Origin of the sequence: Collinsella ihumii (assembly GCF_030385545.1) — a bacterium.
GTDB classification, from domain to species: Bacteria; Actinomycetota; Coriobacteriia; order Coriobacteriales; family Coriobacteriaceae; genus Collinsella; species Collinsella ihumii.
The window spans coordinates 1-25,317 of the sequence record NZ_JAUEIQ010000002.1; the positions used below are offsets into that span (position 1 = coordinate 1).

General features: G+C 64.7%; 21 protein-coding genes and 1 tRNA gene. 4 read left to right on the plus strand and 18 right to left on the minus strand.

The features are described from left to right. Positions 1-77: 77 nt before the first annotated feature. Entirely contained in the window at positions 78-965 is an 888-nt protein-coding gene (locus QVN30_RS02225; RefSeq protein WP_289835264.1) for a ribokinase, read from the minus strand. A gap of 9 nt (positions 966-974) precedes the next feature. After that, a complete protein-coding gene (uriH, locus tag QVN30_RS02230; RefSeq protein ID WP_289835266.1) occupies positions 975-1,922 on the minus strand; it encodes a uridine-preferring nucleoside hydrolase UriH in 948 nt (315 codons plus the stop codon). 262 nt (positions 1,923-2,184) lie between these two features. On the opposite strand from uriH, the gene QVN30_RS02235 reads away from it, so the two are divergent. Beyond that, the gene (locus QVN30_RS02235) at positions 2,185-6,609 is read left to right on the plus strand and encodes an acyl-CoA dehydratase activase (protein ID WP_289835267.1); all 4,425 of its coding nucleotides are present in this window, start codon (positions 2,185-2,187) and stop codon (positions 6,607-6,609) included. Positions 6,610-6,729: 120 nt separating this feature from the next. On the opposite strand, the gene QVN30_RS02240 is transcribed toward QVN30_RS02235, so the two are convergent. Further along, positions 6,730-7,233 carry a DUF2798 domain-containing protein gene (locus QVN30_RS02240; protein ID WP_289835268.1) on the minus strand — a complete coding sequence of 168 codons (504 nt, stop codon included), beginning with the start codon at positions 7,231-7,233 and terminating at the stop codon, positions 6,730-6,732. Positions 7,234-7,532: 299 nt separating this feature from the next. Then, positions 7,533-8,210 (minus strand): TIGR00266 family protein, encoded by a 678-nt coding sequence (locus QVN30_RS02245; protein WP_066829760.1) that lies wholly within the window; start codon positions 8,208-8,210, stop codon positions 7,533-7,535. A 265-nt stretch (positions 8,211-8,475) separates the two neighbouring features. Here QVN30_RS02245 and QVN30_RS02250 point away from each other — a divergent pair, with 265 nt between their 5' ends. Next, positions 8,476-8,790, plus strand: coding sequence for a hypothetical protein (locus QVN30_RS02250; protein ID WP_066829763.1), 315 nt, complete (start codon positions 8,476-8,478; stop codon positions 8,788-8,790). A gap of 370 nt (positions 8,791-9,160) precedes the next feature. On the opposite strand, the gene QVN30_RS02255 is transcribed toward QVN30_RS02250, so the two are convergent. Further along, the gene (locus tag QVN30_RS02255) at positions 9,161-10,393 is read right to left on the minus strand and encodes an MFS transporter (protein ID WP_289835269.1); all 1,233 of its coding nucleotides are present in this window, start codon (positions 10,391-10,393) and stop codon (positions 9,161-9,163) included. 367 nt (positions 10,394-10,760) lie between these two features. On the opposite strand from QVN30_RS02255, the gene QVN30_RS02260 reads away from it, so the two are divergent. After that, positions 10,761-11,705, plus strand: a complete 945-nt coding sequence (locus QVN30_RS02260) for a DMT family transporter (protein WP_289835270.1) — start codon at positions 10,761-10,763, stop codon at positions 11,703-11,705. Between the two features lie 149 nt (positions 11,706-11,854). Here the strand turns inward: QVN30_RS02260 and QVN30_RS02265 are convergent, their stop codons facing one another. The 4 genes from QVN30_RS02265 to QVN30_RS02280 all read right to left on the minus strand — a co-directional run bounded on the left by QVN30_RS02265 (position 11,855) and on the right by QVN30_RS02280 (position 16,420). Further along, complete coding sequence (locus QVN30_RS02265) at positions 11,855-13,222, minus strand: citrate:proton symporter (RefSeq protein ID WP_289835272.1); 1,368 nt, start codon at positions 13,220-13,222, stop codon at positions 11,855-11,857. Positions 13,223-13,428: 206 nt separating this feature from the next. Next, positions 13,429-14,049 (minus strand): L(+)-tartrate dehydratase subunit beta, encoded by a 621-nt coding sequence (gene ttdB / locus QVN30_RS02270; protein ID WP_066829842.1) that lies wholly within the window; start codon positions 14,047-14,049, stop codon positions 13,429-13,431. After that, positions 14,046-14,927 (minus strand): L(+)-tartrate dehydratase subunit alpha, encoded by an 882-nt coding sequence (gene ttdA, locus QVN30_RS02275; protein WP_289835274.1) that lies wholly within the window; start codon positions 14,925-14,927, stop codon positions 14,046-14,048. The genes ttdB and ttdA overlap by 4 nt, the downstream gene beginning before the upstream one ends. A gap of 416 nt (positions 14,928-15,343) precedes the next feature. Beyond that, positions 15,344-16,420, minus strand: coding sequence for an AraC family transcriptional regulator (locus QVN30_RS02280; protein WP_289835275.1), 1,077 nt, complete (start codon positions 16,418-16,420; stop codon positions 15,344-15,346). Positions 16,421-16,699: 279 nt separating this feature from the next. Here QVN30_RS02280 and QVN30_RS02285 point away from each other — a divergent pair, with 279 nt between their 5' ends. Further along, positions 16,700-18,196, plus strand: a complete 1,497-nt coding sequence (locus QVN30_RS02285; RefSeq protein WP_289835277.1) for an S-layer homology domain-containing protein — start codon at positions 16,700-16,702, stop codon at positions 18,194-18,196. A 449-nt stretch (positions 18,197-18,645) separates the two neighbouring features. Here the strand turns inward: QVN30_RS02285 and lysS are convergent, their stop codons facing one another. The 9 genes from lysS to rph form a co-directional block, all read right to left on the minus strand. Continuing rightward, positions 18,646-20,619, minus strand: coding sequence for a lysine--tRNA ligase (gene lysS, locus QVN30_RS02290; protein WP_289835278.1), 1,974 nt, complete (start codon positions 20,617-20,619; stop codon positions 18,646-18,648). Between the two features lie 163 nt (positions 20,620-20,782). After that, positions 20,783-21,256, minus strand: a complete 474-nt coding sequence (gene greA / locus QVN30_RS02295) for a transcription elongation factor GreA (RefSeq protein WP_066829858.1) — start codon at positions 21,254-21,256, stop codon at positions 20,783-20,785. A 127-nt stretch (positions 21,257-21,383) separates the two neighbouring features. Further along, entirely contained in the window at positions 21,384-21,644 is a 261-nt protein-coding gene (tatA, locus tag QVN30_RS02300) for a twin-arginine translocase TatA/TatE family subunit (protein ID WP_066829860.1), read from the minus strand. A gap of 261 nt (positions 21,645-21,905) precedes the next feature. Beyond that, a tRNA-Pro gene (locus tag QVN30_RS02305) sits at positions 21,906-21,982 on the minus strand. 48 nt (positions 21,983-22,030) lie between these two features. Next, a complete protein-coding gene (ispE, locus tag QVN30_RS02310) occupies positions 22,031-22,927 on the minus strand; it encodes a 4-(cytidine 5'-diphospho)-2-C-methyl-D-erythritol kinase (protein WP_289835279.1) in 897 nt (298 codons plus the stop codon). 3 nt (positions 22,928-22,930) lie between these two features. Next, positions 22,931-23,227: a Veg family protein gene (locus QVN30_RS02315; protein ID WP_066829863.1), complete on the minus strand. Its 297-nt coding sequence runs from the start codon at positions 23,225-23,227 to the stop codon at positions 22,931-22,933. A 219-nt stretch (positions 23,228-23,446) separates the two neighbouring features. Beyond that, entirely contained in the window at positions 23,447-23,893 is a 447-nt protein-coding gene (gene dtd, locus QVN30_RS02320; protein WP_289835280.1) for a D-aminoacyl-tRNA deacylase, read from the minus strand. After that, complete coding sequence (rdgB, locus tag QVN30_RS02325) at positions 23,890-24,534, minus strand: RdgB/HAM1 family non-canonical purine NTP pyrophosphatase (protein WP_204563757.1); 645 nt, start codon at positions 24,532-24,534, stop codon at positions 23,890-23,892. Before rdgB ends, dtd begins: the two co-directional genes overlap by 4 nt. Positions 24,535-24,572: 38 nt before the next feature. Beyond that, positions 24,573-25,313, minus strand: a complete 741-nt coding sequence (rph, locus tag QVN30_RS02330; protein WP_204540732.1) for a ribonuclease PH — start codon at positions 25,311-25,313, stop codon at positions 24,573-24,575. Between the last annotated feature and the right edge of the window lie 4 nt (positions 25,314-25,317).

Genomic DNA, 25,317 nt, shown 5'->3' on the forward strand with positions numbered 1-25,317 from the left:
CGACGACATAACGAAAGGGGCGATCGGTACCGGTCGCGTCGGCATGGGTTGAAACGAACCCGTCCCCAGCCAACCCGTTATGCGGGCGGGCGGGCGCCCAGATAGGTCGTGGCGAGAGCCGACGCCTCGGTTGCGCGGGATATGATCTGCTCCAGCGGAAGACCGGCGGCAAGGCCGGTGACCAGTGCGCCGATGTAGGTGTCTCCGGCACCCGTGGTGTCGACCACCTCGACCTTCGGCGGCACGGATCGAATCAGGCCGCCATCGCCGAGCACCAACGACCCCTTGGCGCCGAGCGTCAGCGCAACGGTGCGCACGCCCCACGCCCTCATGAGCTCCATCGCGTGAAGCGCGCTCTCGTCGTCCACGGGAGCCGTGCCCGTGATGACCTCGCACTCGGTCTCGTTCAGGCACGCGACGTCGACGTGCCGCCACACCTCGACGGGCAGCTCGCACGCCGGGGCCGGGTTGAACACCGTGCACATGCCGAGCCGATGGGCGCACACCAGGGCCGCCAGCGTGGCCGCCACGTCGCACTCCAGCTGGACGAGGAACACCGACCCCGCTCCGTCGCCGCCGACCAGGCCGTCGAGCGCCCGGGCGACCGCATCGGCATCGAGCAGGTGGTTTGCCCCCGGGTCGAGCACGATGCGGTTGTCGCCCTCGCAGCGCGTGATGACCGCCACGCCCGTGGTGGCCCCTTTCGCTTCGGTTACATGCGAGCACCCGACCCCGTCCGCCCGCAGGCCCTCGACGAGCCGCTCGCCGAACACGTCGGCGCCAACCGCCCCGATCATGTGTACCTCGGCGCCCATGCGCGCGGCGGCCGACGCCTGGTTGGCGCCCTTGCCGCCCGCGCCGATGAGGAAATCGCCGCCCGTGATGGTCTCGCCCGCCCGCGGCATCCGCTCGCATGCGATGCTGAGGTCCATGTTGAGGCTGCCGAACACGATGACTCGTCCCATGAGCTGCTCCTAACCGATTGCCTCGATGGCAGAGACGACCAGATTCCAAAACCGTTCGATGTCGAGCCGCAGACCGACCTGCGTATGGCACGCGCGCGCGTCGGGCTCGGGCCCGCGCAGATCCGCCACGGTCATGCCCGCCGTCACGATGCCGGCGAGCTCGATATCGACCGGGCAGCGCCGAACCTCCATGACGCCGGGGTCGATGACATAGGCCACAGCGCACGGATCGTGCACGGGAGGATCCGGAAAGGCCCTGTTGGCGCGGTATGCGCGTCGGAAGAAATCCATCATGCCGCACACATGGGACGCGATATCGCTGCCCAGCCCGGCGATGCGCCGCTGCACCTCCGGCGTGCACAGCGCCTGATGCGTCACGTCGAGACCGACCATGGTGAGCGGCCACGCCTCGTGGAACACGATATGCGCCGCCTCGGGATCGGTCGCGATGTTGAACTCGGCGACCGGCGAGGCGTTCCCCTCGTGAACGGCGCCTCCCATGAGCACGACCTCGCGCACCCGCTCGACGATGCGCGGCTCCATGCGCGCCGCGAGCGCGATGTTGGTGAGCGGGCCCAGGGCGACCAGCGTTACCGTGCCCGGCTCGCGCGCCATGACGGTCTCGATGATCCACACGACGGCATGGCCCTCGTCGAGCGGGCGCACCGGCTCGGGCAGGCGGACGCCGTCAAGGCCCGTCTCCCCGTGGACCTCCGCCGCGACGCGCAGCCGGCGCACCAGGGGACGGGCGCTTCCGGCGTGCACGCAGACATCCCGGGCATGGGCGGCCTCCAGCACCGCGCGCGCGTTGTGTGTCACCTTGGGCAGGCTCTGGTTGCCGCCCACGGTGGTCACGCCGAGCAGGTTGACACGCGAGTCGCCCACCGCGAGCAGGAGCGCCACCGCGTCGTCCTGGCCCGGGTCGCAGTCGATGATGATGTCCTTGGCACCGGCCATCGTATTCCCCTCTCAAAGACATATATAGAGTACTGGTACCCGAATCGCCGGGTCAGGCGCGGATGCATCTGCCGAACGCACCCGTCCCCGATGGCAGATGCCGGCCGCCCTCCGCTGGGCGCAAGACAGGCGTCCGACGGTTTCCCCACGAGATTGTACTGTACCTAAGTAGTTTTGCTGGACCCCCTTTCATTTCGAGCGCAATTGGGTAGCATTTTTCTGTCCCATCGATTCTCAACAGATTATTGAAGGTTTCGTCCGTATGCCCCAGTCCCCTATCTGCTCTTCTCACAAGAACGCCTGCGCGTCCGAGGCCCTACTGCTCGGCCTGGATATCGGATCGACCACGGTCAAAGCGGTCGTCGTCGATCCGACCACGCACGAAGTGCTCTACACGAGCTACGAGCGCCATCACGCCCATCAAGCCGCGTGCGCCGCATCTGCGTTGCGCGCGGTCGCACGCGAGATTCCGGGCAGGAGGTTTCTGCTGGCGGTCACGGGATCGGGCTCGGCCCCCATCGCCGAGGCGTGCGGCGCCCCCTTCGTCCAAGAGGTCGTCGCCGGCGCCAACGCCGTGCAGACCCTGTACCCGCAGGCGCGCACCGTCATCGAGCTCGGCGGCCAGGACGCCAAGATGATCTTCTTCAAGACCGACCCCTACCACGGCACGTCGCGCGTGGACGACATGCGCATGAACGGGACGTGCGCGGGCGGCACGGGCGCGTTCATCGATGAGATCGCCTCGGTGCTGGGCGTCGCCACCGAGCAGTTCGAGTCCCTCGCCTCCCGCGGCACCACGGTCTACGAGATCTCGGGCCGATGCGGCGTCTTCGCAAAGACCGACATCCAGCCGCTGCTCAACCAGGGCGTCGCCAAGGAGGACATCGCCCTGTCGACGTTCCACGCCCTGGTCAAGCAGACGGTCGGCGGACTCGCCCAGGGCCTGGATATCGATCCGCCCGTGGTGTTCCAGGGCGGCCCGCTCACGTTCAACCGCACCCTCGTGCGCGTGTTCGCCGAGCGCCTGGGGCTCGATCCCGACCAGGTCATCATCCCCGAGCATTCCGAGACGATCGTGGCGCGCGGCGCGGCGCTTTGGCTCGCGCGCAGCGGAAACGAGAAGGATGCGGGGCTGCCGCGCGATCTCAAGGAGGTCGCGGCCTCCCTTGACGGGATGGCCGAGCACCCCCTGCGCCACCATGCCGCGGTTCCGCCGTTCTTCTCATCCGACGAGGAGCGCCGTGCGTTCGAGGAGCGCTGCGCTCTCAAGCCCATCGAGCCGCCCCGACTCATCGGCGGCGACGTGCTGCCGGTCTATATGGGCATCGACGCCGGCAGCACGACCACCAAGCTCGTGCTGCTCGACGAATCCGGCACGCCCATCGACTCGTTCTACGCCTCGAACCAGGGAGAGCCCATCGATGTCGCCCGCGAGGCCATCAACGAGCTTCGCGATCGCTACGCCGAACGCGGCGTGACGCTCGAGGTGCGCGCGCTGGGCACCACCGGTTACGGCGAGCAGATGTTCGCGCGCGCATTCGGCGCGGACTACCACACCGTCGAGACGGTCGCGCACGCCCGCGCGGCCCTCGCCTACTGCCCCGACGCGACGTTCATCCTGGACATCGGCGGCCAGGACATGAAGGCGATGTGGGTCGACCGCGGCGTCATCACCGACGTCATCGTCAACGAGGCGTGCTCGTCGGGCTGCGGCTCGTTCCTCGAGAACTTCGCGCGCTCGCTCAAGATCCCGGTCAAGGACATCGCGTCGACGGCCTTCTCGTCCAGCAGTCCCGCGGCGCTCGGAAGCCGCTGCACGGTGTTCATGACGAGCAGCGTGATCTCCGAGCAGCGCGACGGCAAGACGCCCGCCGATATCATGGCCGGCCTGTGCCGCTCCATCATCGAGAACGTCTTCACCAAGGTCGTCCGCGTGCCGAACATGGATGCGCTGGGCGAGCACATCGTGGTTCAGGGCGGCACGTTCGCGAACGACGCCGTGCTGCGCGCTTTCGAGCAGTACGTCGGCCGCGAGGTCACGCGCAGCCCCTATCCCGGCCTGATGGGCGCGATCGGCGCCGCGCTGCTCGCCAAGGAGCAGCTCGAGGACGCCCGGGGCGATGCGGCCGAGGAGCCGGTCTCGTCCTTCATCGGGTTCGATGCCGTCCGCGACCTCACCTTCACGCGCGAGGGCAACGTGACCTGCCCGTTCTGCGGAAACCACTGCAACCGCACCATCATCAGCTTCTCGACGGGAGACCGCTACGTGACCGGAAACCGCTGCTCGCGCGGCGAGGTCATCGGCGACCCCCACGACCACGCCGTGCGCGAGCGCGCCAAGCAGGCCGCGGCGGCCATCTCGAACGTCCCCAACCTGTTCGAGGAACGCACGCGGCTGCTGTTCGCCAAGCGCGACCACAAGCAGATCCTTCCCGACAACGGCATCCGCATCGGCATCCCGCGCGTGCTCGCCATCTGGGATTCGGCGCCCTTCTGGACCGCGCTTCTCGAATCGCTCGGCTTCACCGTCGTGCTCTCCGCCATGAGCTCGCACAAGATGTACGAGCGCGGCCTTTCCGCCGTGAGCTCCGACACCATCTGCTTCCCGGCGAAGCTCGTGCACGGGCATATCCGCGACCTTGCGGACAAGCACGTCGACCGCATCTTCATGCCCATCATCACCACGGTGACGCCCGAGGGCACCGCCGAGACCGCCGAGTCCATGTGCGCGGTGGTCAAGGGCTACCCCATGGTCATCCGTTCCTCGGATAACCCCGCCAAGCGCTTCGACATCCCCTTCGACTCCCCGCTGTTCCACTGGTACACCGCCGAGGACCGCGAGCACCAGCTCGTGCAGTACCTCACCTCGACCTTCAATATCCCCGCCGAGGCGACGCACGAGGCCCTGGCGGAAGCCGACCGCGCGCAGGCGGCGTTCTCCGATGAGCTCGAGGCGCGCGGCGCGGAGGTGCTCGAGCAGGTTCAGGAGCGCGGCGGCACCTGCGTGGTCCTGGCGGCGCGCCCCTACCAAACCGACCCGCTGGTCAACCACAACCTGCCGGGCATGTTCATCGAGCAGGGCGTCCCCGTGCTCACCGCGGATTCCGTTCCCGGCATGCGCGAGGTCGACCTCACGCAAAGCCGTCTGGACATCGCCAACAACTACCATGCGCGCATCCTGTCGTGCGCGCTCATCGCCGCGCGCACCGACTGCCTCGAGTTCGCGCAGATCGCGAGCTTCGGCTGCGGCCATGACGCCTACCTGGCAGACGAGGCGGCGCGCCTCATGCACGAGGTCTCGGCCAAACGGCCCCTGCTGCTCAAAGTCGATGAGAGCGCGGCCGAGGGCGCCCTGCGCATCCGCGTCCGCTCCTTCCTGGAGACGACGCGTATCCGCCGCGCCCGCGGCGATGCCGATATGGATGAGGTGCGCGAGCTTCCCGATCCGTATCCTGTCAAGTTCACCCGCGAGGAGCGCGACACCTATACCGTGCTCGTGCCCAACACCTCGCATGCGTTCTCGCGCCTCATGGCCGCCGCATTCGCCAAGCAGGGCCTGAAGACGGCGTCGCTGGACCTCGGCCGCGAGAACGCCATCCGCCTGGGCAAGCGCTACGTGCACAACGACATCTGCTTCCCCGCGCAGATCGTGATCGGCGAGGTGCTCGACGCGCTCATGAGCGGGCGCTACGACCTGGACCATACCGCGGTCATGATGGCCAAGTACGTGGGCGACTGCCGCCTTACGCACTATTCGGCCCTGCTGCGCAAGGCGCTCGACGACGCCGGCTTCGCGCAGATCCCCATCGTCACCAACGATACCGCCGACGACCACAACCTGCACCCGGGCATCAAGATGAGCCCCGCCACTGCGCTTCGCATCGCGCACGGCCTGCCGATGATCGACGCGCTCGAAGAGCTGCTGCGCAAGATGCGCCCCTATGAGAAGGAGCCCGGCGCGTCCGATCGTGCCTTCGAGATCGCGCTCGACCACGTGATGGAGGGCATCAAACGGCGCGGCGTACGCGGAGGGCTCGCCGGCTTCCGTCGCGGCATCCAGGTGATGTCGGAGGTGGAGATCGACCGCTCCCACCCGCGTCCGACCGTGCTGATCGTCGGCGAATACCTGCTCAACTTCCATCCGGGCGCCAACCGCGACATCGAGCTGTACCTGGAGCGCAACGGCTTCGAGGTCATCGAGGCGCGCATGACCGATGTCATCCGCAAGACGTATTTCTACAAGCACGCTCAGGTGCGCGAATACGGCATCCACAAGCCGTTCGCGCAGAAGGCGGAATGGGCGCTGTCCGACGACGTGTTCGAGTTCGCCCAGAGCGCGGCCGACCGCATTGCCTGCAAGCACCCGCTCTACGAGCCGCCCGAGCGCATGCCGGAGCTGGTCCGCGCGAGCGACGACATCGTCCATCACACGTTCGACGCGGGCGAGGGCGTGCTCATCCCCGCGGAGATCCTGCACCATGCCGAGCGGGGATGCCGCGCGTTCATCATCCTGCAGCCGTTCGGGTGCCTGCCCAACCACATCGTGGGGCGCGGCATCGTCAAGAGCCTGAAGGAGCGTTATCCCGACGTCTCGATCCTGCCGCTCGACTACGATCCCGACACGAGCCAGGCGAACATCGAGAACCGCCTCCAGATGCTCATCATGGAGGCCCGCGCACAAGGGTAGCCCCGTCTGCCCCTTACGGCAAAAGCCCGCCCGCTCCTCCCTCGATGCCCCCGCGCTGTGCGCGACGGGGGTCTTGGACGAGAAGCGGGCGGGCGCCGCGTGAATCGATCGGCGTTTCCCTTAGGACACCTGAGGCTCCGCCAGCACTGTACCCTCGGGAAACGCGCAGCGAAACAGCCAGCGCGCGATGGGACCCGCAACAAGCAGGTTCCACGGCAGCGCGGCGATGAAGTTCCACGGGATGTTCGAGATCCATGCGGGCAGGATCATCGCGGGGTTGCCCACGTGGGAAAACGCCTCGAGGGCACCGTAGAGCGACATGAGCAGGACCATGGGAGCCACCATCATGCCGCTGATGGCCAGCGTGATCGCGCGAGGCGAGCTCACGCCCGGCGTCACCAGGAACCTGAAGGCGAACCACTTGGCAAAGCGGCTGGCGATGAGGACATCGAGCAGCATCGCGACCAGATACGCAAGCGGGAAGCCCAGCCAGGCGCTCGCCACCGTGCTGGGCCCAAAGTCCCAGCCGTGGACGCGGGCGACGTTGTAGACCGACATCCAGAGCACCATGCAGAAGCACATGATGATGGTGAAGATCAGGCTTTCTCGTTTGTTGGTTGGCATGTGTAGGCGTTTCCTTTCTCGACGGATATACCGCAGCTGACCGGCATGAAAAAAGCCGGCGTACCGATTCGCGCGGGCACGCCAGCTTTACGTATGTTCTATGGGGCAGCTGTGGTACCCACCCTACCAAGTTTTTACCGATCTCGTAAGTGTTTTGATTGTGCAAATTGGGGGACGTACCTTCGGCGTGCACTGTTGCGTGTGGGAAATATATCTTCTACATGTATTTCTACATGTAGAGAATACATCCCCCATGCGCAGAGTGCACGCTGAAGGTACATCCCCCAATTTGCATTGATCTAGCGCTTGTTGGCCTTTAGGCTCGGCAGGATCGCATCGACCAGGCTCGCCATGGGCATGGTCTGCAGCCACACGGTCCCCGGACCCGTAAGCACCGTGTTGAACACGCCCTCGCCTCCGAACACTAGATTCATTCCGCCCCTGACCGCCTGGATGTCGAGCGTCACGCCCGCCGTGAACCCCAGCACGTTGCCCGTGTTGACGACAAGCTGCTCGCCGGCAGCAAGCTCATAGCTCACAAGATCGCCGTCGACCTCGATGAACGCCGTGCCGCACCCCGATAGGCGCTGCATGATGAACCCCTCGCCGCCAAAGAAGCCTCCGCCGATGCGCTGGTTCACATGCATGGACAGCTCGACGCCCATCTCCGATGCGAGAAAGCCCATCTTCTGCACGATGAACTCGCGTCCGGGCGCGATGGCGATGGGGACGATGCGACCGGGAAAACTGGATCCAAAGGCCACCTTGCCCGGCCGTGTGGCGGTATACACGTTTTGGAAGATGCTCTCACCGGTCAGCACGCGCTCGAACACGCCGCCGATATCTCCGGTCTTGGTGGCCATATCGATCCACGAATCCATCCACACCATGGACCCGCGCTCCGTCTTCATCTGCTCTCCCGGCCCCAGATGGCACACGACCACCGGATATGCCTTGCTCACAATCTCGTACTGCATCGTCCACCTCCGCAATAACACTATGAACTGCTATTCAGTTCATATTTTGTTTTGCTAGTATAGACTATTAGTACACTATTTCATATTGTCATAGTTCTTCTTTTCGTTATTTATATATTCGTATCGCTCCAACGTTGCCTTTCGCACCGCCGAAGTTCGTTATGGACTTCCGATGTTCAATATGTGGTTGGGAGGGTACGCACGGCAGCTCAAACCCGATATAGTGGGCGTGCCAGCGCCCCTGTTGCCAACCGAAAGGAACATCATGGATATCAAGGCTATCGCCGATCAGGTTATGGGAGCTTTGGGCAACAGCCCCGAAGCCATCAAGGATTTCATCGCCGACCCTGCGGCGGCCATCGAGGGCATTACGGGCAACAAGCTCGAAGGCGCCGACCTCGCAGGCGTCGTCGACCAGATCAAGGAAACCGTCATGGGCGGGGACTTCCAGCTCCCCGAGGGACTCGATCTGGGCAATCTCGATCTGAGCGGCATCGCCGGCAATCTGGGCGGCATGCTCGAGAACTCCCCGCTGTCGGGAATCGCCGAGGGGCTGGGCAGCCTGTTCGGCAAGAAATAGTCTCGCTGAGAGTCGAAAAACCTACATGAGCGACGCCGGCCGCAGCTCCCCGCAGCGGGTGCCGCCCCGGCCGCGCCCCTCTCCGAGCGAAAGTGGCTAGAAATTTCTGTTTTGCTGTCAGCCGGGCGCGGCGGAGATGTCCGGAGGAGCCGTCTTGGCTGTATTGACCATTTGGAAGTCGGTTTCCGATCCACCAGACCCCCGAATCGGACGTTGCCGGGGAGAAATCGATGCCGGCGACGGGCTCCCGACCCCTCCATCCCGGCTCGGCGACAGCAAAACAGAAATTTCTAGCCACTTTCCCCACGGAGTGCGACATACGGGGCTCTCCGACGCAATTGAGAGGAGGGCGGTACCGCTGGTCGGCGCTTCAGGAGAGCACGCGCGAGCTCACCAAGCGCTGGGCGAGCAGGGCGAGGGCCGCGACACCCCACAGCACGGGATACCCGCCCGCTGCAAGCACCATGCTGCCGACCGCGGACCCGATGCCGCCTCCCACGAACACGCCGAATCCAATCAACCCCGTACACAACCCCGCTTGATCGGGGTCGGCGTCCATGGATAGGGTCACGAGCGTCGGCTGCACGAGGATGTAGCCCAGACCCAGGCAGCCGGCAGCACCCAGCGCCGGCACCCACGACGCCGTGACGGCGGATGCCGCAAGCAGCACGGCCGCCGCGATACCGGAGGCCTCCCCCACCGCAATCACACCCGGCAGCCCCTTGCGCGCACCCAGCGCACCCGAGCAGGAGCCTCCCACGAGGCAGAACACGCCGTACATCATCATGACCAGGCCGGATTGCGTGGAGGAAAGGCCGCACGCCTCGTTCAGAAACGTCCCCATCAGGCCGTACACGCCCAAAAACAGAACGCCCGTCGTGCAGGCGAGGAAAAAGACCGCGCAGTGCGGGCCGAAAAACAGGCGAAGCGCCGCCCGCATGAATCCGAGCACGGGGCGCTTTCGCACGCCCACATGAGCGGCGGTCTCGATGCCATCGCGATGACGCGGCGCAGGCTCGCGCAGCGTGAACAACAGCAGCCAGGCGAGGGCGGCGAGCAGGCCGAACGAGACGAACGCGGCGCGCCAGCCCACCGCATCCGTCAGGATGCCGCCGAGACCGGCAGACAGCCCCTGCCCGGTAAACGTGATCCCCATGAGGATGCTGACCGCCCCCGCACGGTTGCGCTGACCTACCACATCCCCCACGAACGCCTGAGACACCGATATGATGCCGGCAGCGAAACAGCCGGTCAGGATGCGCGCAAGCACCAGTGCCGGCAGACTCGGGACCGCCGCGCACAGCAGCGTCCCCACGCAAAGGCCGAGCACGATGATGCGCAGCAGCTTCAGGCGCCCCACGGTGTCGCCCAGCGCGCCGCAGACCGGCTGCAGGGCGCCGTAGGGAACAAGATACGCGGTCAGCACGACCGCAGCGGCGGCCGGCGCCACGGCGAGCGTCTGCGCGATCGCCGGGAGGGCAGGCGAGACGAACCAGTTATCCGCCGCCGACACGAGCCCGCAGAACCCGAGCGTGGCCACGATGCGCAGCTGCCGCGCGCTCAAACGACCCGAGCCGGACTCCCCGTCTTCCTGTTCCAGCATGCTTCCCTGTTCCATAACGCCAACCGCCCGCAACCTATAGCCTACAGAGATAAAGGGCCCTCGATGAGAGCACCGCCGACCGATCACCTTCACGCGCCGTGCCGCCGCGATGAGGCAGATGAGCACGAAGGCGGGGAAGGCGCAGTTGAGCTGCGCCGACGCAGCCTGAGCCCGCAGGCGTCCGGCACGGGGACGTCCGGCGCGGAATGAATTGGCCAGAGCTTCCCTCAGAATACTCCATTGTCCTTACGGTATAAATCATAGCCCGGTTATCGTCTGGTATGGTTTCGCAGTCGCGCCTGTCCGACGCGCCCGCATGCCGCGTGCTACCATGGGCACGTTTGACCGTACCGCGAGGAGATAGCCCATGAACGTGCAGAAACGCCCCCTTCTTACCCGCACCTGGTGCGTGTGCCTGCTTGCCATGGTCTGCTGCGCGCTGTGGGGCAGCGCCATCCCCTGCATAAAGATCGGCTGCCGGATGCTCGGCATCTCCTCGGCCGACGTGCCCTCCGAGCTCCTGTTCGCCGGGCTGCGCTTCGCTCTCGCCGGCGTCATCGCACTCACGGCGGCATCGATCGCCGAGCGCAGGCCCGTCCGCATCAAACGCAGCTCGCTCGGCATGGTCGTGCGCCTCTCCCTCGCGCAAACCATCGTCCAGTACGCGTTCTTCTATATCGGCGTCTCCCATGCGTCGGGCGTCAAGGGCACCATCGTCAACGCATCGAGCACCTTTCTCACCATCCTTGTGGCCACGCTCGTGTTCCGCCAGGAGCGCATGACGACCCGCAAGCTCGCAGGCTGCCTGATCGGGTTCGCCGGCGTCGTGCTCGTGAACCTCACCGGCGATCTCGGCGGCGCCATGACGCTCACGGGCGAGGGGTTCATCCTCGTCGCGTCGCTGTCCTATGCCGTGTCCTCCTCGCTTATCCGCATCTACTCGCAGCGCGAAAACCCCGTGGCGCTGTCCGGATACCAGTTCGTGCTCGGCGGCCTGGTTCTCGCCGGGGCGGGCGCGTGCATGGGCGGGCGCATCCCCCATATCGATCCGGCCGGCGTCGGCATGTTGATTTACCTGGCGTTCGTATCAGGAATCGCCTATTCGCTGTGGTCGGTCCTGCTCAAATACAACCCCACGTCGCGCGTCGCGATCTTTGGGTTCATGAACCCCATCTTCGGCGTCATCCTCTCAAGCATCCTGCTCGGCGAGGCGGGGACCCTGCCCTGGCAGCAGACCGCCGTCGCGCTCGTCCTCATCACGGCGGGCATCGTCATCGTGAACCGCGCCCCGCAGACGGAACGAGCGAAGTAGCGGTACCCGCCGTCAACGCAAGCAAGCGGGGTGCTTGCGCACCCCGCCACGGAAAAGGGAGAGCATTGTAAAGATACCCCGGGGGACCACCGGTCCATCGCTTTCGCGGCAGGCGCCCCACGGCGTCGAATGAAGCGGTCGGAGTTTCCCTAAAACGGCAGCGCACCGACGACGCCGTACACCACCAGGTACAAAACGAGCAGCGCGATGCCGTAGTACTTGCCGTACTCCTTCATGAAGTCCGTGAAGTTGAGCTTGCACTCGCCGCACAGCATGTACAGGGCGGGGATGACCGGGCTCACCAGGCGGAACGACTGACCGACCATGGAGGCGACCGCCGCCTGCGTGGCGCTGATGCCGAACTGCGCCATGACGTCTTTCATCACGCTCGCGATACCGAAGTAGAACGCATCTTGCGGCAGGAAGCACACGGCGGGCGTGGCGATGACCGCGTAGATGGGCGCCATATGGCTCGACAGCTGCGTCGGGATGATGCCGGCGATGAAGTTCGCCAGCGCCGTGGCCATGCCCGAACCCGTCAGCACGCCGGAGAACACGCCCGCGCCCAAGGTGATCACGGCCGTGGGCAGCACGTCGGCAGCTAGATCCTCCAGGCGCTGCGAGCTCTCCTCCACCTTGGGATAGTTCACCACCAGCGCGATGGCCGAAGCCAGCATGAAAATGATCGAGCCGTGGATCTCGCCCTGGATGAGCAGGACGACGGCGACAAGGGTCAGGACAAGGTTGAACGCGAACAGCTTGGGGCGCTTGAGCTCGACGTCCTTATCGCGCACGGCGGCGATCATCTGGTCGAGCTGCTCGGGCGACACGGCCTTGGCATCCTCAGCGGACCAGCCCAAGCGCTTGCGCTCCTTTTTACCGAGCAGGTACGTGATGGCGATCACGGCGACCTGCGCGGTCAGCAGGCTCGGCAGCAAGGTGGCGAACAGCTCGTTGACCTCGATGCCCTGCGCGGTCGCCGACGCGATGGTGGGACCGCCCCACGGGAGCTGGTTCCAGATGCCGATGGGCGCCACGATGACGATCGCCAGGTAGATGAGCTTCAGGCCCATCTGCCGGTACAGGTTGATGAACGCCGAGGTGCAGATGATGATCGTGGTTGTCGTATCGCCGTTAAACGATACGACCGAGGCGGCCATCACGGAGAACATGAGCACCTTCAGCGGATCGCCCTTGGCCATCTTGATGAAGAAGGCCGCGACGGGGTCGAACAGGCCGACGCCGAGCATGAGGTCAAAGTACAGGATCGAGAACAGGATGGTCAGACCGGGCGAAATGACGCCCATCGATGTGCTCTGGCCCTCGTAGTCGACCGTGTAGAAAATGCCATCTTTGATCCAGGAGAACAGGTCGGACATGGTGGCGCCGGTTGCGAACACGGCGATGACGCCAAACACGAGCGGCACCAGGGTGAGCGCGTTGAATACCGAGAGCTTCTTCATCGAAAGCAGGACGATGAAGCTCACGATCATGGCAAAAGCCAAAAAGGTCAGCAAGGGGTATACACCTCCTACGTCATGCACGTTATTTCGTTGTGGAAAGGAAAAGAGCGGGGCCGGCGATCGGTTCATTCGGCGCCCGGTGCCCCATCGCGGGGCGCATCCGGCGCGAGGGCGGCCGATCGGGGCACCCTTGAAAGCGTTGACGCGCAGCGGGGTTTCCGGAAGGGGCGCAAAGCCCCTTCCGCATCAAAAAGGAGAGACTACTTGATGAAGTGGACCTTGTCGTACAGGTCGGTGAGCACGGCCTCCTTGCGCTCGTTGTAGGTCACCTTGTTCTGCTCGAACAGGTTGTTGCCCTCGGCGTCGATGGAGACGATCAGGGGACCGAGCTCGTTCACGCGGCAGGTCCACAGGGTTTCGGGCATGCCGAGCTCACGCCAGTTGGCGTCCTCGATCTCCTCCACCTCGGTGGCGGCGAGCACCGCGCAGCCAGCAGGGAACACGCAGTGGATGGCGGGGCCGATCTTGCATCCCGCCTCGGTGTTGGGACCCATGCCGCCCTTGCCCACGATGACCTTGACGCCGGTCTGCTCGATGAACTCCTTCTCGAACTTCTCCATGCGCATGGAGGTGGTGGGGCCGAGCGAGATCATCTCATGGGTCTCGGTGCCGTCCTCGTTTTTCGTGCTGCGCACGATGGGGCCGGCGTGGAAGATGGCGCCTCCGTCAAGATCGATGGGAAGCTCGCGGCCGAGCTCGATCAGGCGACGGTGCGCAACGTCACGGCAGGTGGTGATGTGTCCGGTCAGATAGATGACGTCGCCGACGTGGATGTCTTTCAGATCCTCTGCGGAAATCGGCGTATGGAGTACCTTTTTCACAGCTCAACCCCCTTGTGCGTAAGCAATTCGTAGTTCAGGTCGGAATCGATCACGATGGTGCCGCGGCGATGCGACCAGCAGCCCACGTTGACCGCGCAGGACAGGACGGACGGATGGCGCGCGGAGTTCTCGATGTGGACGTCCATGACGGACTTCGTGCCGCCGAGACCCTGCGGGCCGAGGCCGATCTTGTCGATGCCCTCGACCAGCTCCTCCTCGAGCTGGGCCGCGAGCGCATTCTCGTTGCGGCTGCCCACCGGGCGCATGAGCGCGAGCTTGGACATGTAGGCCGCCGAGTCGATCGAGGTGCCGATGCCGATACCGACCATGAGCGGCGGGCAGGCGTTCAGGCCGTAGGAGGTCATGAGGTCGAGCACGAACTTCACGACCGCCTCGTATCCCTCACCGGGCATGAAGGTCTTGCCCGAGCCGGGCAGCGAGCAGCCGCCGCCGGCCATGTAGACGTGGATCTTGACCTTGTCGTCGCCCGGAACGATGTCCCAGTACAGCCACGGAGACTTGGTGCCGACGTTGGTGTAGGTGTTCTTCTCGTCGAACGTCTCGACGGTGTTGTGGCGCAGCGGCGCCTTTTTCGTCGCGCGGAAGACGGCCTCCTTGAGCACATCGGCGAGCTCGTCGATGTAGGGGAATTTGCTGCCCACGCTCACGAGCATCTGGATGAGGCCCGTGTCCTGGCACGACGGCCTGTTGAGCTCCCAGGCTTTCTCCTGATTCGCCGCCATGGTGTGATAGATCATCTGCGCCATGGGATTCGTTTCCGTCGCCGCCAGCTCCTTGAGCTTGGCCGTGACGTCGTCCGGCAGGCGCTTGCCCACCAGGCTCGTGAAGTCGGAGACGATGTTGGTCAACCGCTCCAAGTTCTCACTTCTCTCCACCTTGACTCAACCTCCCTTTATCTGTGCTGTTTCAGCAGGTCACCTGAGGTGTTTCCCGCCTCTCGACACCATGAAGGGTACGGTTTCGGCGCACGCGGCGCCTTCCGATTATCAAGGGTCGGCAGGCACGGACGAACAGACCGGGAGCACTGTTGCGGCGCATTCGGAGCCACGGGGAGCATAAAGTCGGCAGACCGTAGGGCTGCACCTCTTTACCTGCGCGTTCGCTGCGCACCCCTCGTTTTTTCCCATGGGATGCGCCGTGCAGGGACCTAAAGATTTCCCCTACGGCGATGTTTTAGAAATCGAAATCTGGCGCATTCCGATAGCACGCCGCGAACGGTTAATTGTGCCCGGTGAACGGCATGATCGTGGGAAAAGGCGGCGCGATTGCGGTTTTACGCCTCGGTCCCCATTCGAGCGAGTGCCTCGTCCAGAAGCGCGCGGGCTTCCCGAGCCGCCTGCGCCACCTCGTGCAGCGCGCGGATCTGATCCCGATCGGCACGGGGCGCGCTGTCGTACGCGTCTTGCCCTGCCCCCGCAGCCATGTAGTCCGCGAGCTTCGCGCCCACATACTCGTCGTCTGCCGATACGAATACCTGCTTGAACGCGGCATCGCCCGCGCGGTTATCATCAGATAGCAGCCCGCGGTACTCGGCGGGCGTCTTGCCGAACGTCTTGCGAAACGCCGCGTTGAACGACTTGAGGTCCGCAAAACCATGAGCCGCCGCGATATCGCTGATGCGGGCGTCACTTGCCGACAGCTCGGCCGTTGCCGCCGACAGACGCACGCGCAGCAGGTACTCCGAGAAATTGATCCCGAGCTTGCCCTTGAACAGCTGCGAAATGTAGCTCGTGTTGTATCCGGTCTTTGCGGCAAGATCCGCCAGCGTGATGCGCTCGCGGTAGTTGTCATCGATGTAGGCCACGAGCCTGCTCACCGCATCTTTGCCGCGCCGGTCGATGCGATAGGCGCGGCCCCGCTCGTCAGGCACCTGGTCGATGGGAACGACCGCCGACATCAGGCGGTAGAGCAACGCATCGTAGCGCAGCCGGCTCGCCGGCTCGCGCCGGACGTTCAGCACCATCATCTGGGCCAGACACTGGCGGATGACGGCGAAGCGCGCCTCGTTTCTCGTCGACTCGTCCGACACGAGCTCCAGGCGGATGAAGTCGTCCTCGCCGAAATAGCCCTTGAAGAACACGGGGTCGATATGGAGCACCATGGCGATATTGCCCCGCCCGAGCCCCAGCGTCGCATGCCCCTCGTTGGGATTGATGAGGACCATGTCGTCTTCTTTCAGGATATGGCGCGCGCCGCTGACGCACAGCTCCACGGATCCCTTGAGGACCACGAGCAGCTCGAAATCCGTATGCCAGTTGTAGTGGTACGACCCGATACAGTACACGTAGTGCTCAAGCTTGAGGTTGGCATGCGGGTTCTCGTACGTATAGCGCAGCTGGACGGATTCCATGGGCTCGCTCCCTTCCCTCGCGTGCCATGGTAGCAAGTCGATCGCCCGCCGCATGGAGCGTTGGAGCACCCGTGGCAAAACAGCTTCGCGATCGCCGCGTCGATGCTCCCTGGCAACCTGTCGCGCCACACCCCTACGCGCCACCGCCCTCCCTTCCGCTTCCGCCTAAAAATCGCCCTTTCGCCCATGTTGCGCAACAGCGCACCTGGTTTCGCGCGCATCATGAAATAACCCCCTTACGCTTCTCAGGGGGCATGGACAACAGGAAGGAGCATCCCCATGAAACGACCGCGCATCTTGGCGATCGCGCTTGCCGCCGTGCTGGCCCTCACGCCAGCTTTGGCGAGCGCTCAGCCGCAAAGCACCTCCATTGCCGAGCCGATCGTCCGCACCGCTGACGATCAGATAGCATCTAACATCGACCTGCAGGCAACCTACACCACGCTCAATATCCCCGGCACCGACCTCTACGACGAGGCGTTCGAGGTGCTGGACATCGTGAACCAGCATCGCACGGCAGAGGGACTCAGGCCGCTTACCATGGATGCCGAGCTGCTCGCGGTCGCCATGCAGCGCGCCGCCGAGACCGTCGTGTCCTACAGCCACACGCGTCCGAACGGCACGGTGTGCTTCACCGCCTCCAGCAAGATGTTCGGCGAGAACATCGCGACGGGCCAGTGGACCGCCGCTGAGGTCATGGACGACTGGATGCACTCTACGGGCCACCGCGAGAACATCATGAACTCGAGCTATGCGAGCATCGGCGTCGGTTGCTTCCAGGCTCAGGATGGCGCCTTGTACTGGGTCCAGTGCTTCAGCCCCAGCGCCGGCACCGCCGCCACCCAACCTGCCAACATCGATGTTGCGCACCCGGTCGAAGTGTACACGGGCCACATCAACCCTCAGATCGCCGTCGGTATCCCCGGTGTCGAGCAGACCGACGACACCGCGTTCATGCCGCGCGGTTCTCGCAATCCCATCATCCTGCAGGGCATCAACGCCGGTGAGCAGGGATGGAACACGAGCTACTTCATCAACGCCGACAGCTTTACGTGGACGTCATCCGACGAGAGCATCATGACGGTCGAACCTGACGGCACGCTCATTGCGCTTGCTCCGGGCGACGTCACCATCACCGGCGTCTCCGGTGGACTGCAGATCGACATCTTCCTGACCGTGACCGACGAGAGCCCCTTCTCCGATGTGGACGAGACGCAGTGGTATGCCGAAGCCGTCAACTTCGCCTCGAGCAACGGGCTCATTACCGGCTACAGCGGCTCCGACCGCTTCGGTATCGGCGACGATATGACACGTGCACAGCTCGTGACGGTGCTCTTCCGCATCGCCGAGCCCGACGGCGCCGATCCAAACGCCGTCAACACGACCGGCATGTCCGATGTCAAGAACGGCGAGTGGTACACCTCCGCCGCTAACTGGGCCGTCGAGAACGGCGTGGTCAACGGCTTTACCCAGGCAGACGGATCCGCGCTGTTCAAGCCCGACGACCCCATCACCCGCGAGCAGCTCGTGACCATCCTCGCCAACTTCACCCAAGCAGACACCGCCGCAGCCGATGACAGCGCCTTCAACGCGCTGCCCGACCATAGTGCCACAAGCAGCTGGGCCACCCCGGCGGTGACGTGGGCGGTCGATGAGGGCATCATCAACGGTAAGGACAACGGCGGCACGCGCGTGCTGGCCCCCGGTGACGTCGTGACCCGCGAGCAGGCCGCAGCCATCCTCATGAACTCCTACAACCTGGGTGTTTTGCCGTAAGGGAAACGCTTCTCGCATGTAACGCCGCGGGCTGCCCCGTTCTGAGGGACAGCCCGCATTTCTTATCTGCGGGGTAAGCCCCGCGGGAAGCCAGAGCGCACGTCCGCCATACCGCCCCTTCGCCTCCGCGCCGGCTCCAGAGGAGGCTGCGGCGAGCTTTTTTGCTGAAAAATCGACGTTGTAGACGCCTCGTTTCTCAACGCTCCGAAAACCGCACGTGCCGCAGCGTCGTTACCTGCGGAAACGTCGGCTCTGCAGGTGCCGTTTCGGGCAGGTTCGGATTTGAGCCGTCCACAACGTCGATTTTTCAGCAGTTTCCAGCTCGCGAGCCTCCACTGTCGCGCTCTCGCAGAGACCCCGGACGAAAGATAAGGCCCGGGGCCGCCTCGCTCTGCGAAACGGCCCCGGGCCTGCTTATGCAGCAATCAGATCGCTCGGCGCGCAGGTGCTTAGCACAGCTTGGCGCCTGCCGGTATGGCGTCATCGAGCATCAGCACGTTCAGGCGCTCCTCGTCGCCCTCCTTGTGCACGGCGCTGATAATCATGCCGCACGAATCGATACCCATCATCTTGCGCGGAGGCAGGTTGGTGATGGCAACCAGCGTGCGACCGACCAGGTCCTCCGGCTCGTAGAACGCGTGGATGCCCGAAAGGATCGTGCGGTCCGTGCCCGACCCGTCGTCAAGCGTGAACCGCAGAAGCTTCTTGCTCTTGGGCACCGCCTCGCAGGCCTTGACCTTCACGACGCGGAAATCGGACTTGCAGAACGTATCGAAATCGACCATGTCCTCGAACAGCGGCTCGATGGCGACCTTGCTGTAGTCGACGGTCGGCATCTTGTTCGGCGCGATGGACACGCCAGAGGCGGCCTGGGCAGCCTCCTCGTCCTCCTTGGCGCGAGCGGCTGCCGCGCCGTTTGCGCTACCGCGCTCGGGCTTCATGTGCGGGAACAGCAGCACGTCGCGGATGGATGCCTGGTTGGTGAGCAGCATGACAACGCGATCGATACCGATGCCGATGCCGCCCGCCGGGGGCATGCCGTACTCGAGGGCGCGCACATAGTCCTCGTCGTACTCCATGGCCTCCTCGTCGCCGGCGAACTTCTCCTCGACCTGCTTGCGGAAGCGCTCCGCCTGGTCGACAGGGTCGTTCAGCTCGGAGAACGCGTTGGCGTACTCGTGACCGGCGATGACGAGCTCGAAGCGGTGCGTGAGGCGTGGATCGTCCTCGTGGCGCTTGGCGAGCGGGCTGACCTCGACCGGGTAATCGCACACGAACGTGGGGTTCACGATGGAGGGCTCGCCCTTCTCGTCGTAGATCTCGGCGATGAGCTTGCCCGGGCCCCACGCGGAGTTGACCTCGATGCCGCACTCGGACGCCGCGGCGCGCAGCTCCTCGATCGGCGTGTCGAGGGTGAGCTCGCGGCCCATGACCTCGGAGACGATCTCGGTCATGGGGCGGCTCGGCCACGTGCCGGACAGGTCGATGGTCGTGCCCTGGTACTCGATCTGCTCGGACTCGTTCACGGCGGCGTTCGCGGCTTTGATAACGCCCTCGGCGAGCTCCTTCATGCCCTCGAGGTCGGAGTAGGCGCGATAGGCCTCCATGGTGGTGAACTCGGGGTTGTGCGTGAGGTCCATGCCCTCGTTGCGGAAGATGCGCCCGAGCTCGAAAACGCGCTCGTAGCCGCCCACGAGCAGGCGCTTGAGATGCAGCTCGGTGGCGATGCGCAGGTAGTTCTCCTGGTTCAGCGCGTTGAAGTGCGTGATGAACGGCTTGGCCGTCGCGCCGCCCTGGATGGTCTGGAGGATGGGGGTCTCGACCTCCATGTAGCCGTTGTCCTCCATGTAGCGGCGGAAGGCCGACACGATGCGCGAGCGCTTGGCGAAAGTCTCGCGGACGTCGGCGTTCACGATGAGGTCGACGTAGCGCTGGCGATAGCGCGTCTCCTTGTCGGACAGGCCATGGAACTTCTCGGGCAGCGGGCGGACAGCCTTGGACAGCAGCGCGAGCTTGCGCGGAGCCACGGAGAGCTGGCCGCGCTTGGTGCGGACCACGACGCCCTCGGCGCCCACGATGTCGCCCAAGTCGAGCTCGCCGAGCAGCTCCCAGGCGTCTTCAGGCATGTCGTTGATGCGGCAGAACAGCTGCATGTCGCCGGTGGGGTCACGCAGCACGATGAACATGATCTTGCCCTGGCCGCGCTTGGCGACCACGCGGCCGCCGATCTTCACGACATCGGCGGTATCCTCGCCGTCGGCCAGATCGGCGTAGTTCTTCTCGATGTCAGCCACGTAATCGGTGACATCCGAGTGCTCGGGATACGGGTTCTTGCCGGCAGTGTACAGCGCCGCGCGATCGGCCAGACGGCGCGCACGCTCGTCGTTGAGCGTGGAAGCCGCATCAACCTGGGTTTGGTCCATGGTGTCTCCTCTTATATAACGTGAAACGCTCCCTGAGGCGCACGGTCCCAGGGAGCGAGCAGGCAGGTGCGCGCGGGTCCGCGTGAGCCCAAAGAACGCTGCTCAATCCATCTCGCGCACCCGGCGCGTAGGCCCGAGCGCGAAAGCAATTGATCAGTGATTCCTAGCGCGTGATGTTCGTGATGGTGTAGATGCGGGTCTTACCGGAAGGAAGGACGACCTCCACCGTCTCGCCGGCGCCGTGGCCGATGATGGCGCGGCCGACGGGGCTCTCGTTGGAGATCTTGTGCTCCAGGGAGTTGGTCTCGGTCGTACCCACGAGCGTGACGTCGGTGGCGACGCCGTCGCCGTCGACCAGCGAGACGGTGCAGCCGATGGAGACGATCAGGTTGTGATCGCCGTCGGCGACGTCGCGCGCGTTGGCGAGGATGGCCTGGATCTCGGCGATGCGGGCCGCGTTTTTGGCCTGCTCCTCCTTGGCGGCATCGTACTCGGCATTCTCGGAAAGGTCACCGAACGCGCGGGCTTCCTTGATGTGCTCGATGATCTCCTTGTTCTTCTCGCCCTCGCGCCACTCAAGCTCCTCGATGAGCTTCTGGCGGCCATCGGCTGTCAGTACGATCTCGCTTGCATCCATGCGCACAAACTCCTCGTCTATGTCTGCTCGGCAGCACCGGTGCTGCCGATATCCTCACATAACATGGAAATGACCGGCATGCCCTGGGGCAGCCGGCCATCGCTCACCCCGATTGTCAGGGTTTGAGCTAGTCCTCCTCGATGGGGCTTTCATCCTTCTTGGCCTTAGCCTCCTTGGCCTCGGCAAGCTTGGCCTCGAGCTCGCGGATCTCCTTGTCCTCCTCGCTCTCGGGCTCCTCCTCGGTGGCCTCATCCTCGGTGGACATACCCTCGCGGATGTTCTTCACCGTCTTGCCCAGGGAGGCGCCGAGCTTCGGAAGATTCTTGGGGCCGAAGATCAACAGGGCAACGATCAGAATGACAACCCACTCAAAACCCTTAGGGAACATACTTTTCCTTCCACGGTACTCAGGTACAGTCGAGATGGAAGCCGCATCTCGCAAGACAAGGCGTTTCCAGCTCGAAAGAGTATACCGCGCCTATGTGGCGCAAACAACACCGCCATATTTTACACGCGAGCGCGAAACACGTCTGACAAGGATATGACATGCCCTTATCGCGCAACTGAGAAACCGCGCGCAGGCGGCCACGGGCCTCTCCCATCGACAAAAAAGACCGGAGCGATCTCTCGCCCCGGTCCTCACATGCAATGGTCGGGTTGACTGGATTTGAACCAGCGACCCCCGCGTCCCGAACGCGGTGCTCTACCAAACTGAGCCACAACCCGAAAGCTCGATTATCCTACCACACTCCGAAAACGAATGCTAGGGAAAATCTACCCGACAACGATATTTGGCCCCGACTTCTCCATTTTTGCCGCCTGGGCCCACCATCCGTGCTCATTGAGCGCGGAAAGCGCGATGGCCTCGGCCGCCATCTGGGTATCGCACACCGCGAACACCGAGGCGCCGGAACCCGAGACCTCGACCGCGCGCACGCCGGGCTGCTCGCGCATCCACGCCACGATGGTTCCGATCTCGGGCATGAGGGCGCACGCCGCCGACGCGAGGTTGTTGCCGATATGCGCGAAGATCGACGCCTCATCGTGCTCGCGCATGGCCGCGAGCATCGGGTCGAGTTCGGGCAGATCCTGGGGGTCCGCATCGAAATGCGCGTAGGCCTCCCCCGTCGACACGCCGCCGTCGAGCGGCTTGACCAGCGCTACGGGCGTGCCGGTCAGCGGCCGGAAGACCTCGCGCATGACATCGCCCGCCCCGGTGAAGTACGCCGGCGGCCCATAGAGGAAAAACGGCACGTCGGCGCCGATGGAGCGGGCGACGCGGTCGATCCGCTCGTCAGCCGGGTCGATCTTCCACAGATGGCAGATCCCCTTGATGGTCGCAGCCGCGTCGGTGGACGGGCCGCCCAGCCCGCTTTTGATCGGGATGTGCTTGTCGATGAGGATCGTGAAGCGCGGCTCGCGGCCGAACGCCTCCCCCATCGCGACGGCGGCCCTATAGGCCGTGTTCTCCTCCATAGGAAAGCCCGCTTCGGGGACCGTGCGGACCATGAGCTCGTCTGCCGGCGCGATCGCCAGCGTGTCGGCCAGATCGATCGCGGTCATCACCGTGTCCACGCGATGGTAGCCGCGCTCGTCCTTGTGCGGATGGACGCCCAGATACAGGTTGATCTTGGCGGGCGCCGTCACCATGATGAAGGAGGGGGCGTCCATGGTCTAATGCTCCTCGAGCTGATTTCCCAGCGGCGTGAACAGGTGCTCGCTCGTCTCGGGGTCGAACAGCTCGACGGTTCCCGTCAACACGTCGACGTACTGGTAGGACTGACGAGACTTGCGGCCGCGGCGCTCATCGACCTCGACGATAAAGACGGAAGGGTGCACCGTCTTGATGGTGCCCATGCGCTCGACGACGCGGGTGCGGCCCATGTTGGCCTTGACCTTCACGCGCTGGCCGATCATCTGGGTCAACTTCTCATGGATGTCATCGACGTGATTGACTTCCAGCTCTTCCATAACGCCTCCTACAGAGACAAAAGGCGGGCGCGATGCCTACGCACAGAATTGTCCCAAGATATCAAACAAACGGACAGAGTATAGCAAGCCCGCATCAACATTGCACGTCAGCGCGGCAGATATGGAGGGTTTGACAAATAAGCGACAAATGGGGCGCGGCGCGTCCGGACGGGGCCATTACCCCTCCCGAACGCGCCGCGCCCCCAATAAAGCACCGCGCTACAGATCGTCGGTATCGAGCAGGATGGTGAAAGGACCGTCGTTGACGAGCTCGACCTGCATCATCGCGGCAAACGTGCCCGTCGCCACATGCCCGACATCGGCGCGGACCAGCTCGACGAAGTACTCGTAGAGCTCGCGCGCCAGCTGTGGCGCCGCCGCATCCGTGAACGATGGGCGACGGCCGCGGCGGCAGTTGGCGTACAGCGTGAACTGCGAGACGACGAGTACCTCTCCGTCCACGTCGGCAAGCGAGAGGTTGGTCTTGCCGTCGGCGTCCTCGTTGATGCGCAGGCCGCGCAGCTTGCCCCACAGCTTGTCCGCCTCGGCGCGCGTGTCGGACGCGCCCACGCCGAGCAGGATGAGGTATCCGCGCCCGATTGACGCGGTGCGCTCGCCCTCGATGGTCACGCTCGCGCGCATCACCCGCTGGACGACCGCCCTCATTCGTCCTCGCCGGAGATCTTGGCGGACAGGGCCTCGAGCGCATGGAACCGGTGGCTGATGGCGTTCTTCTCGGCCGGCGTGAGCTCGGCCATCGTCTTGCCCGGCGTGTCGTCCGGCAAAAACAGCGGGTCGTACCCGAAGCCGTTCGTGCCGCGACCCTCGCGACCCACGACACCCTCGCAGGTCCCCTCGCCGTAGGTGACCAGGCCGTCCGTATCGATCAGGGCGACGACGCTCACGAAGCGCGCCGTGCGCTCGCCGTCAGCGACGTCGGCCAGGTTCTCGAGCAGCTTCGCGTTGTTTGCCGCGTCGTCGCCGTGCACGCCCGCGTAGCGCGCCGAGTACACGCCCGGCTCGCCGTCCAGCGCGTCGACCACGAGGCCCGAATCGTCCGCAATGGCGGGAAAGCCGGTCTGCTCCACCGCCGCCTCCGCCTTGATGAGGGCGTTCTCCAAAAACGTCGTGCCGGTCTCCTCCGGATCATCGAACTCGCCCAGCTGGCCGAGCGCCACGAAGCGCACGTCGGGCAGCACGCGGGACAGGATGTCCTCGATCTCGGTCAGCTTGTGCATGTTGCCGGTCGCCACCACGATGGTGCGCGCCGGATCCAGTTCATCTATGTCGATCTTCTCGAGCGCCATGTTGCTGTCATCCTCCTCGGTATGCCGTGAGCGAACCGTTAATCCTCGTCGCGAAACGCGGTGACCCGGTTCTGCAGGTCGACCAGCTGCTTGATGCCGGCCTCGCCCAGATCGAGCAGGCGGCCCAGTCGCGCCCGGTCGAACGGCGTCTGCTCGCCCGTCCCCTGGATCTCGACGATCTCGCCGGTGTCGGTCGCCACGAGGTTCATGTCCACCTCGGCGTGCGAATCCTCGATGTAGTTGAGGTCGAGCAGCTCGGCCCCGTCGACCACGCCCATGGACACGGCGGCCACCTGGCCGGTGAGCGGCAGGCGCGAGATCTTGCCCGCCTCGACCCATGCCATGAGGGCGTCGTGCAGCGCGACCCAGGCGCCGGTGACGCTCGCCGTACGCGTGCCGCCGTCGGCCTGGAGAACGTCGCAGTCCACGGTCACGGTGTACTCACCGAGCGCGCGCAGGTTCGTGACCGTGCGCAGACTGCGGCCGATCAGGCGCTCGATCTCCATGGAGCGGCCCTTGCGGTTGGCGCGCTCGCGCGGGCTGCGGCGACCGGTGGCCGCGGGCAGCATGGCGTACTCGGCCGTCACCCAGCCCTGTCGGCTCGCACGGCGCCATGCAGGCAGCCCCTCCTCGATGGTGGCGGCGCACAGCACGCGCGTGTCGCCGAACTCCACCAGGCACGACCCCTGCGCATGCTTCATGACCTCGCGCGTCAGCTTGACCGGACGCAGCTTATCCGCAGCGCGCCCATCGACGCGGTTGATCTCCATGTGGTCCATATTT

What these genes read in the sequence shown, in the direction of transcription:
- QVN30_RS02225 (WP_289835264.1), bottom strand. Translation starts at nt 965, where the DNA reads ATGGGACGAGTCATCGTGTTCGGCAGCCTCAACATGGACCTCAGCATC.
- uriH (WP_289835266.1), bottom strand. Translation starts at nt 1,922, where the DNA reads ATGGCCGGTGCCAAGGACATCATCATCGACTGCGACCCGGGCCAGGAC.
- QVN30_RS02235 (WP_289835267.1), top strand. Translation starts at nt 2,185, where the DNA reads ATGCCCCAGTCCCCTATCTGCTCTTCTCACAAGAACGCCTGCGCGTCC.
- QVN30_RS02240 (WP_289835268.1), bottom strand. Translation starts at nt 7,233, where the DNA reads ATGCCAACCAACAAACGAGAAAGCCTGATCTTCACCATCATCATGTGC.
- QVN30_RS02245 (WP_066829760.1), bottom strand. Translation starts at nt 8,210, where the DNA reads ATGCAGTACGAGATTGTGAGCAAGGCATATCCGGTGGTCGTGTGCCAT.
- QVN30_RS02250 (WP_066829763.1), top strand. Translation starts at nt 8,476, where the DNA reads ATGGATATCAAGGCTATCGCCGATCAGGTTATGGGAGCTTTGGGCAAC.
- QVN30_RS02255 (WP_289835269.1), bottom strand. Translation starts at nt 10,393, where the DNA reads ATGCTGGAACAGGAAGACGGGGAGTCCGGCTCGGGTCGTTTGAGCGCG.
- QVN30_RS02260 (WP_289835270.1), top strand. Translation starts at nt 10,761, where the DNA reads ATGAACGTGCAGAAACGCCCCCTTCTTACCCGCACCTGGTGCGTGTGC.
- QVN30_RS02280 (WP_289835275.1), bottom strand. Translation starts at nt 16,420, where the DNA reads ATGGAATCCGTCCAGCTGCGCTATACGTACGAGAACCCGCATGCCAAC.
- QVN30_RS02285 (WP_289835277.1), top strand. Translation starts at nt 16,700, where the DNA reads ATGAAACGACCGCGCATCTTGGCGATCGCGCTTGCCGCCGTGCTGGCC.
- lysS (WP_289835278.1), bottom strand. Translation starts at nt 20,619, where the DNA reads ATGGACCAAACCCAGGTTGATGCGGCTTCCACGCTCAACGACGAGCGT.
- greA (WP_066829858.1), bottom strand. Translation starts at nt 21,256, where the DNA reads ATGGATGCAAGCGAGATCGTACTGACAGCCGATGGCCGCCAGAAGCTC.
- tatA (WP_066829860.1), bottom strand. Translation starts at nt 21,644, where the DNA reads ATGTTCCCTAAGGGTTTTGAGTGGGTTGTCATTCTGATCGTTGCCCTG.
- ispE (WP_289835279.1), bottom strand. Translation starts at nt 22,927, where the DNA reads ATGGACGCCCCCTCCTTCATCATGGTGACGGCGCCCGCCAAGATCAAC.
- QVN30_RS02315 (WP_066829863.1), bottom strand. Translation starts at nt 23,227, where the DNA reads ATGGAAGAGCTGGAAGTCAATCACGTCGATGACATCCATGAGAAGTTG.
- dtd (WP_289835280.1), bottom strand. Translation starts at nt 23,893, where the DNA reads ATGAGGGCGGTCGTCCAGCGGGTGATGCGCGCGAGCGTGACCATCGAG.
- rdgB (WP_204563757.1), bottom strand. Translation starts at nt 24,534, where the DNA reads ATGGCGCTCGAGAAGATCGACATAGATGAACTGGATCCGGCGCGCACC.
- rph (WP_204540732.1), bottom strand. Translation starts at nt 25,313, where the DNA reads ATGGACCACATGGAGATCAACCGCGTCGATGGGCGCGCTGCGGATAAG.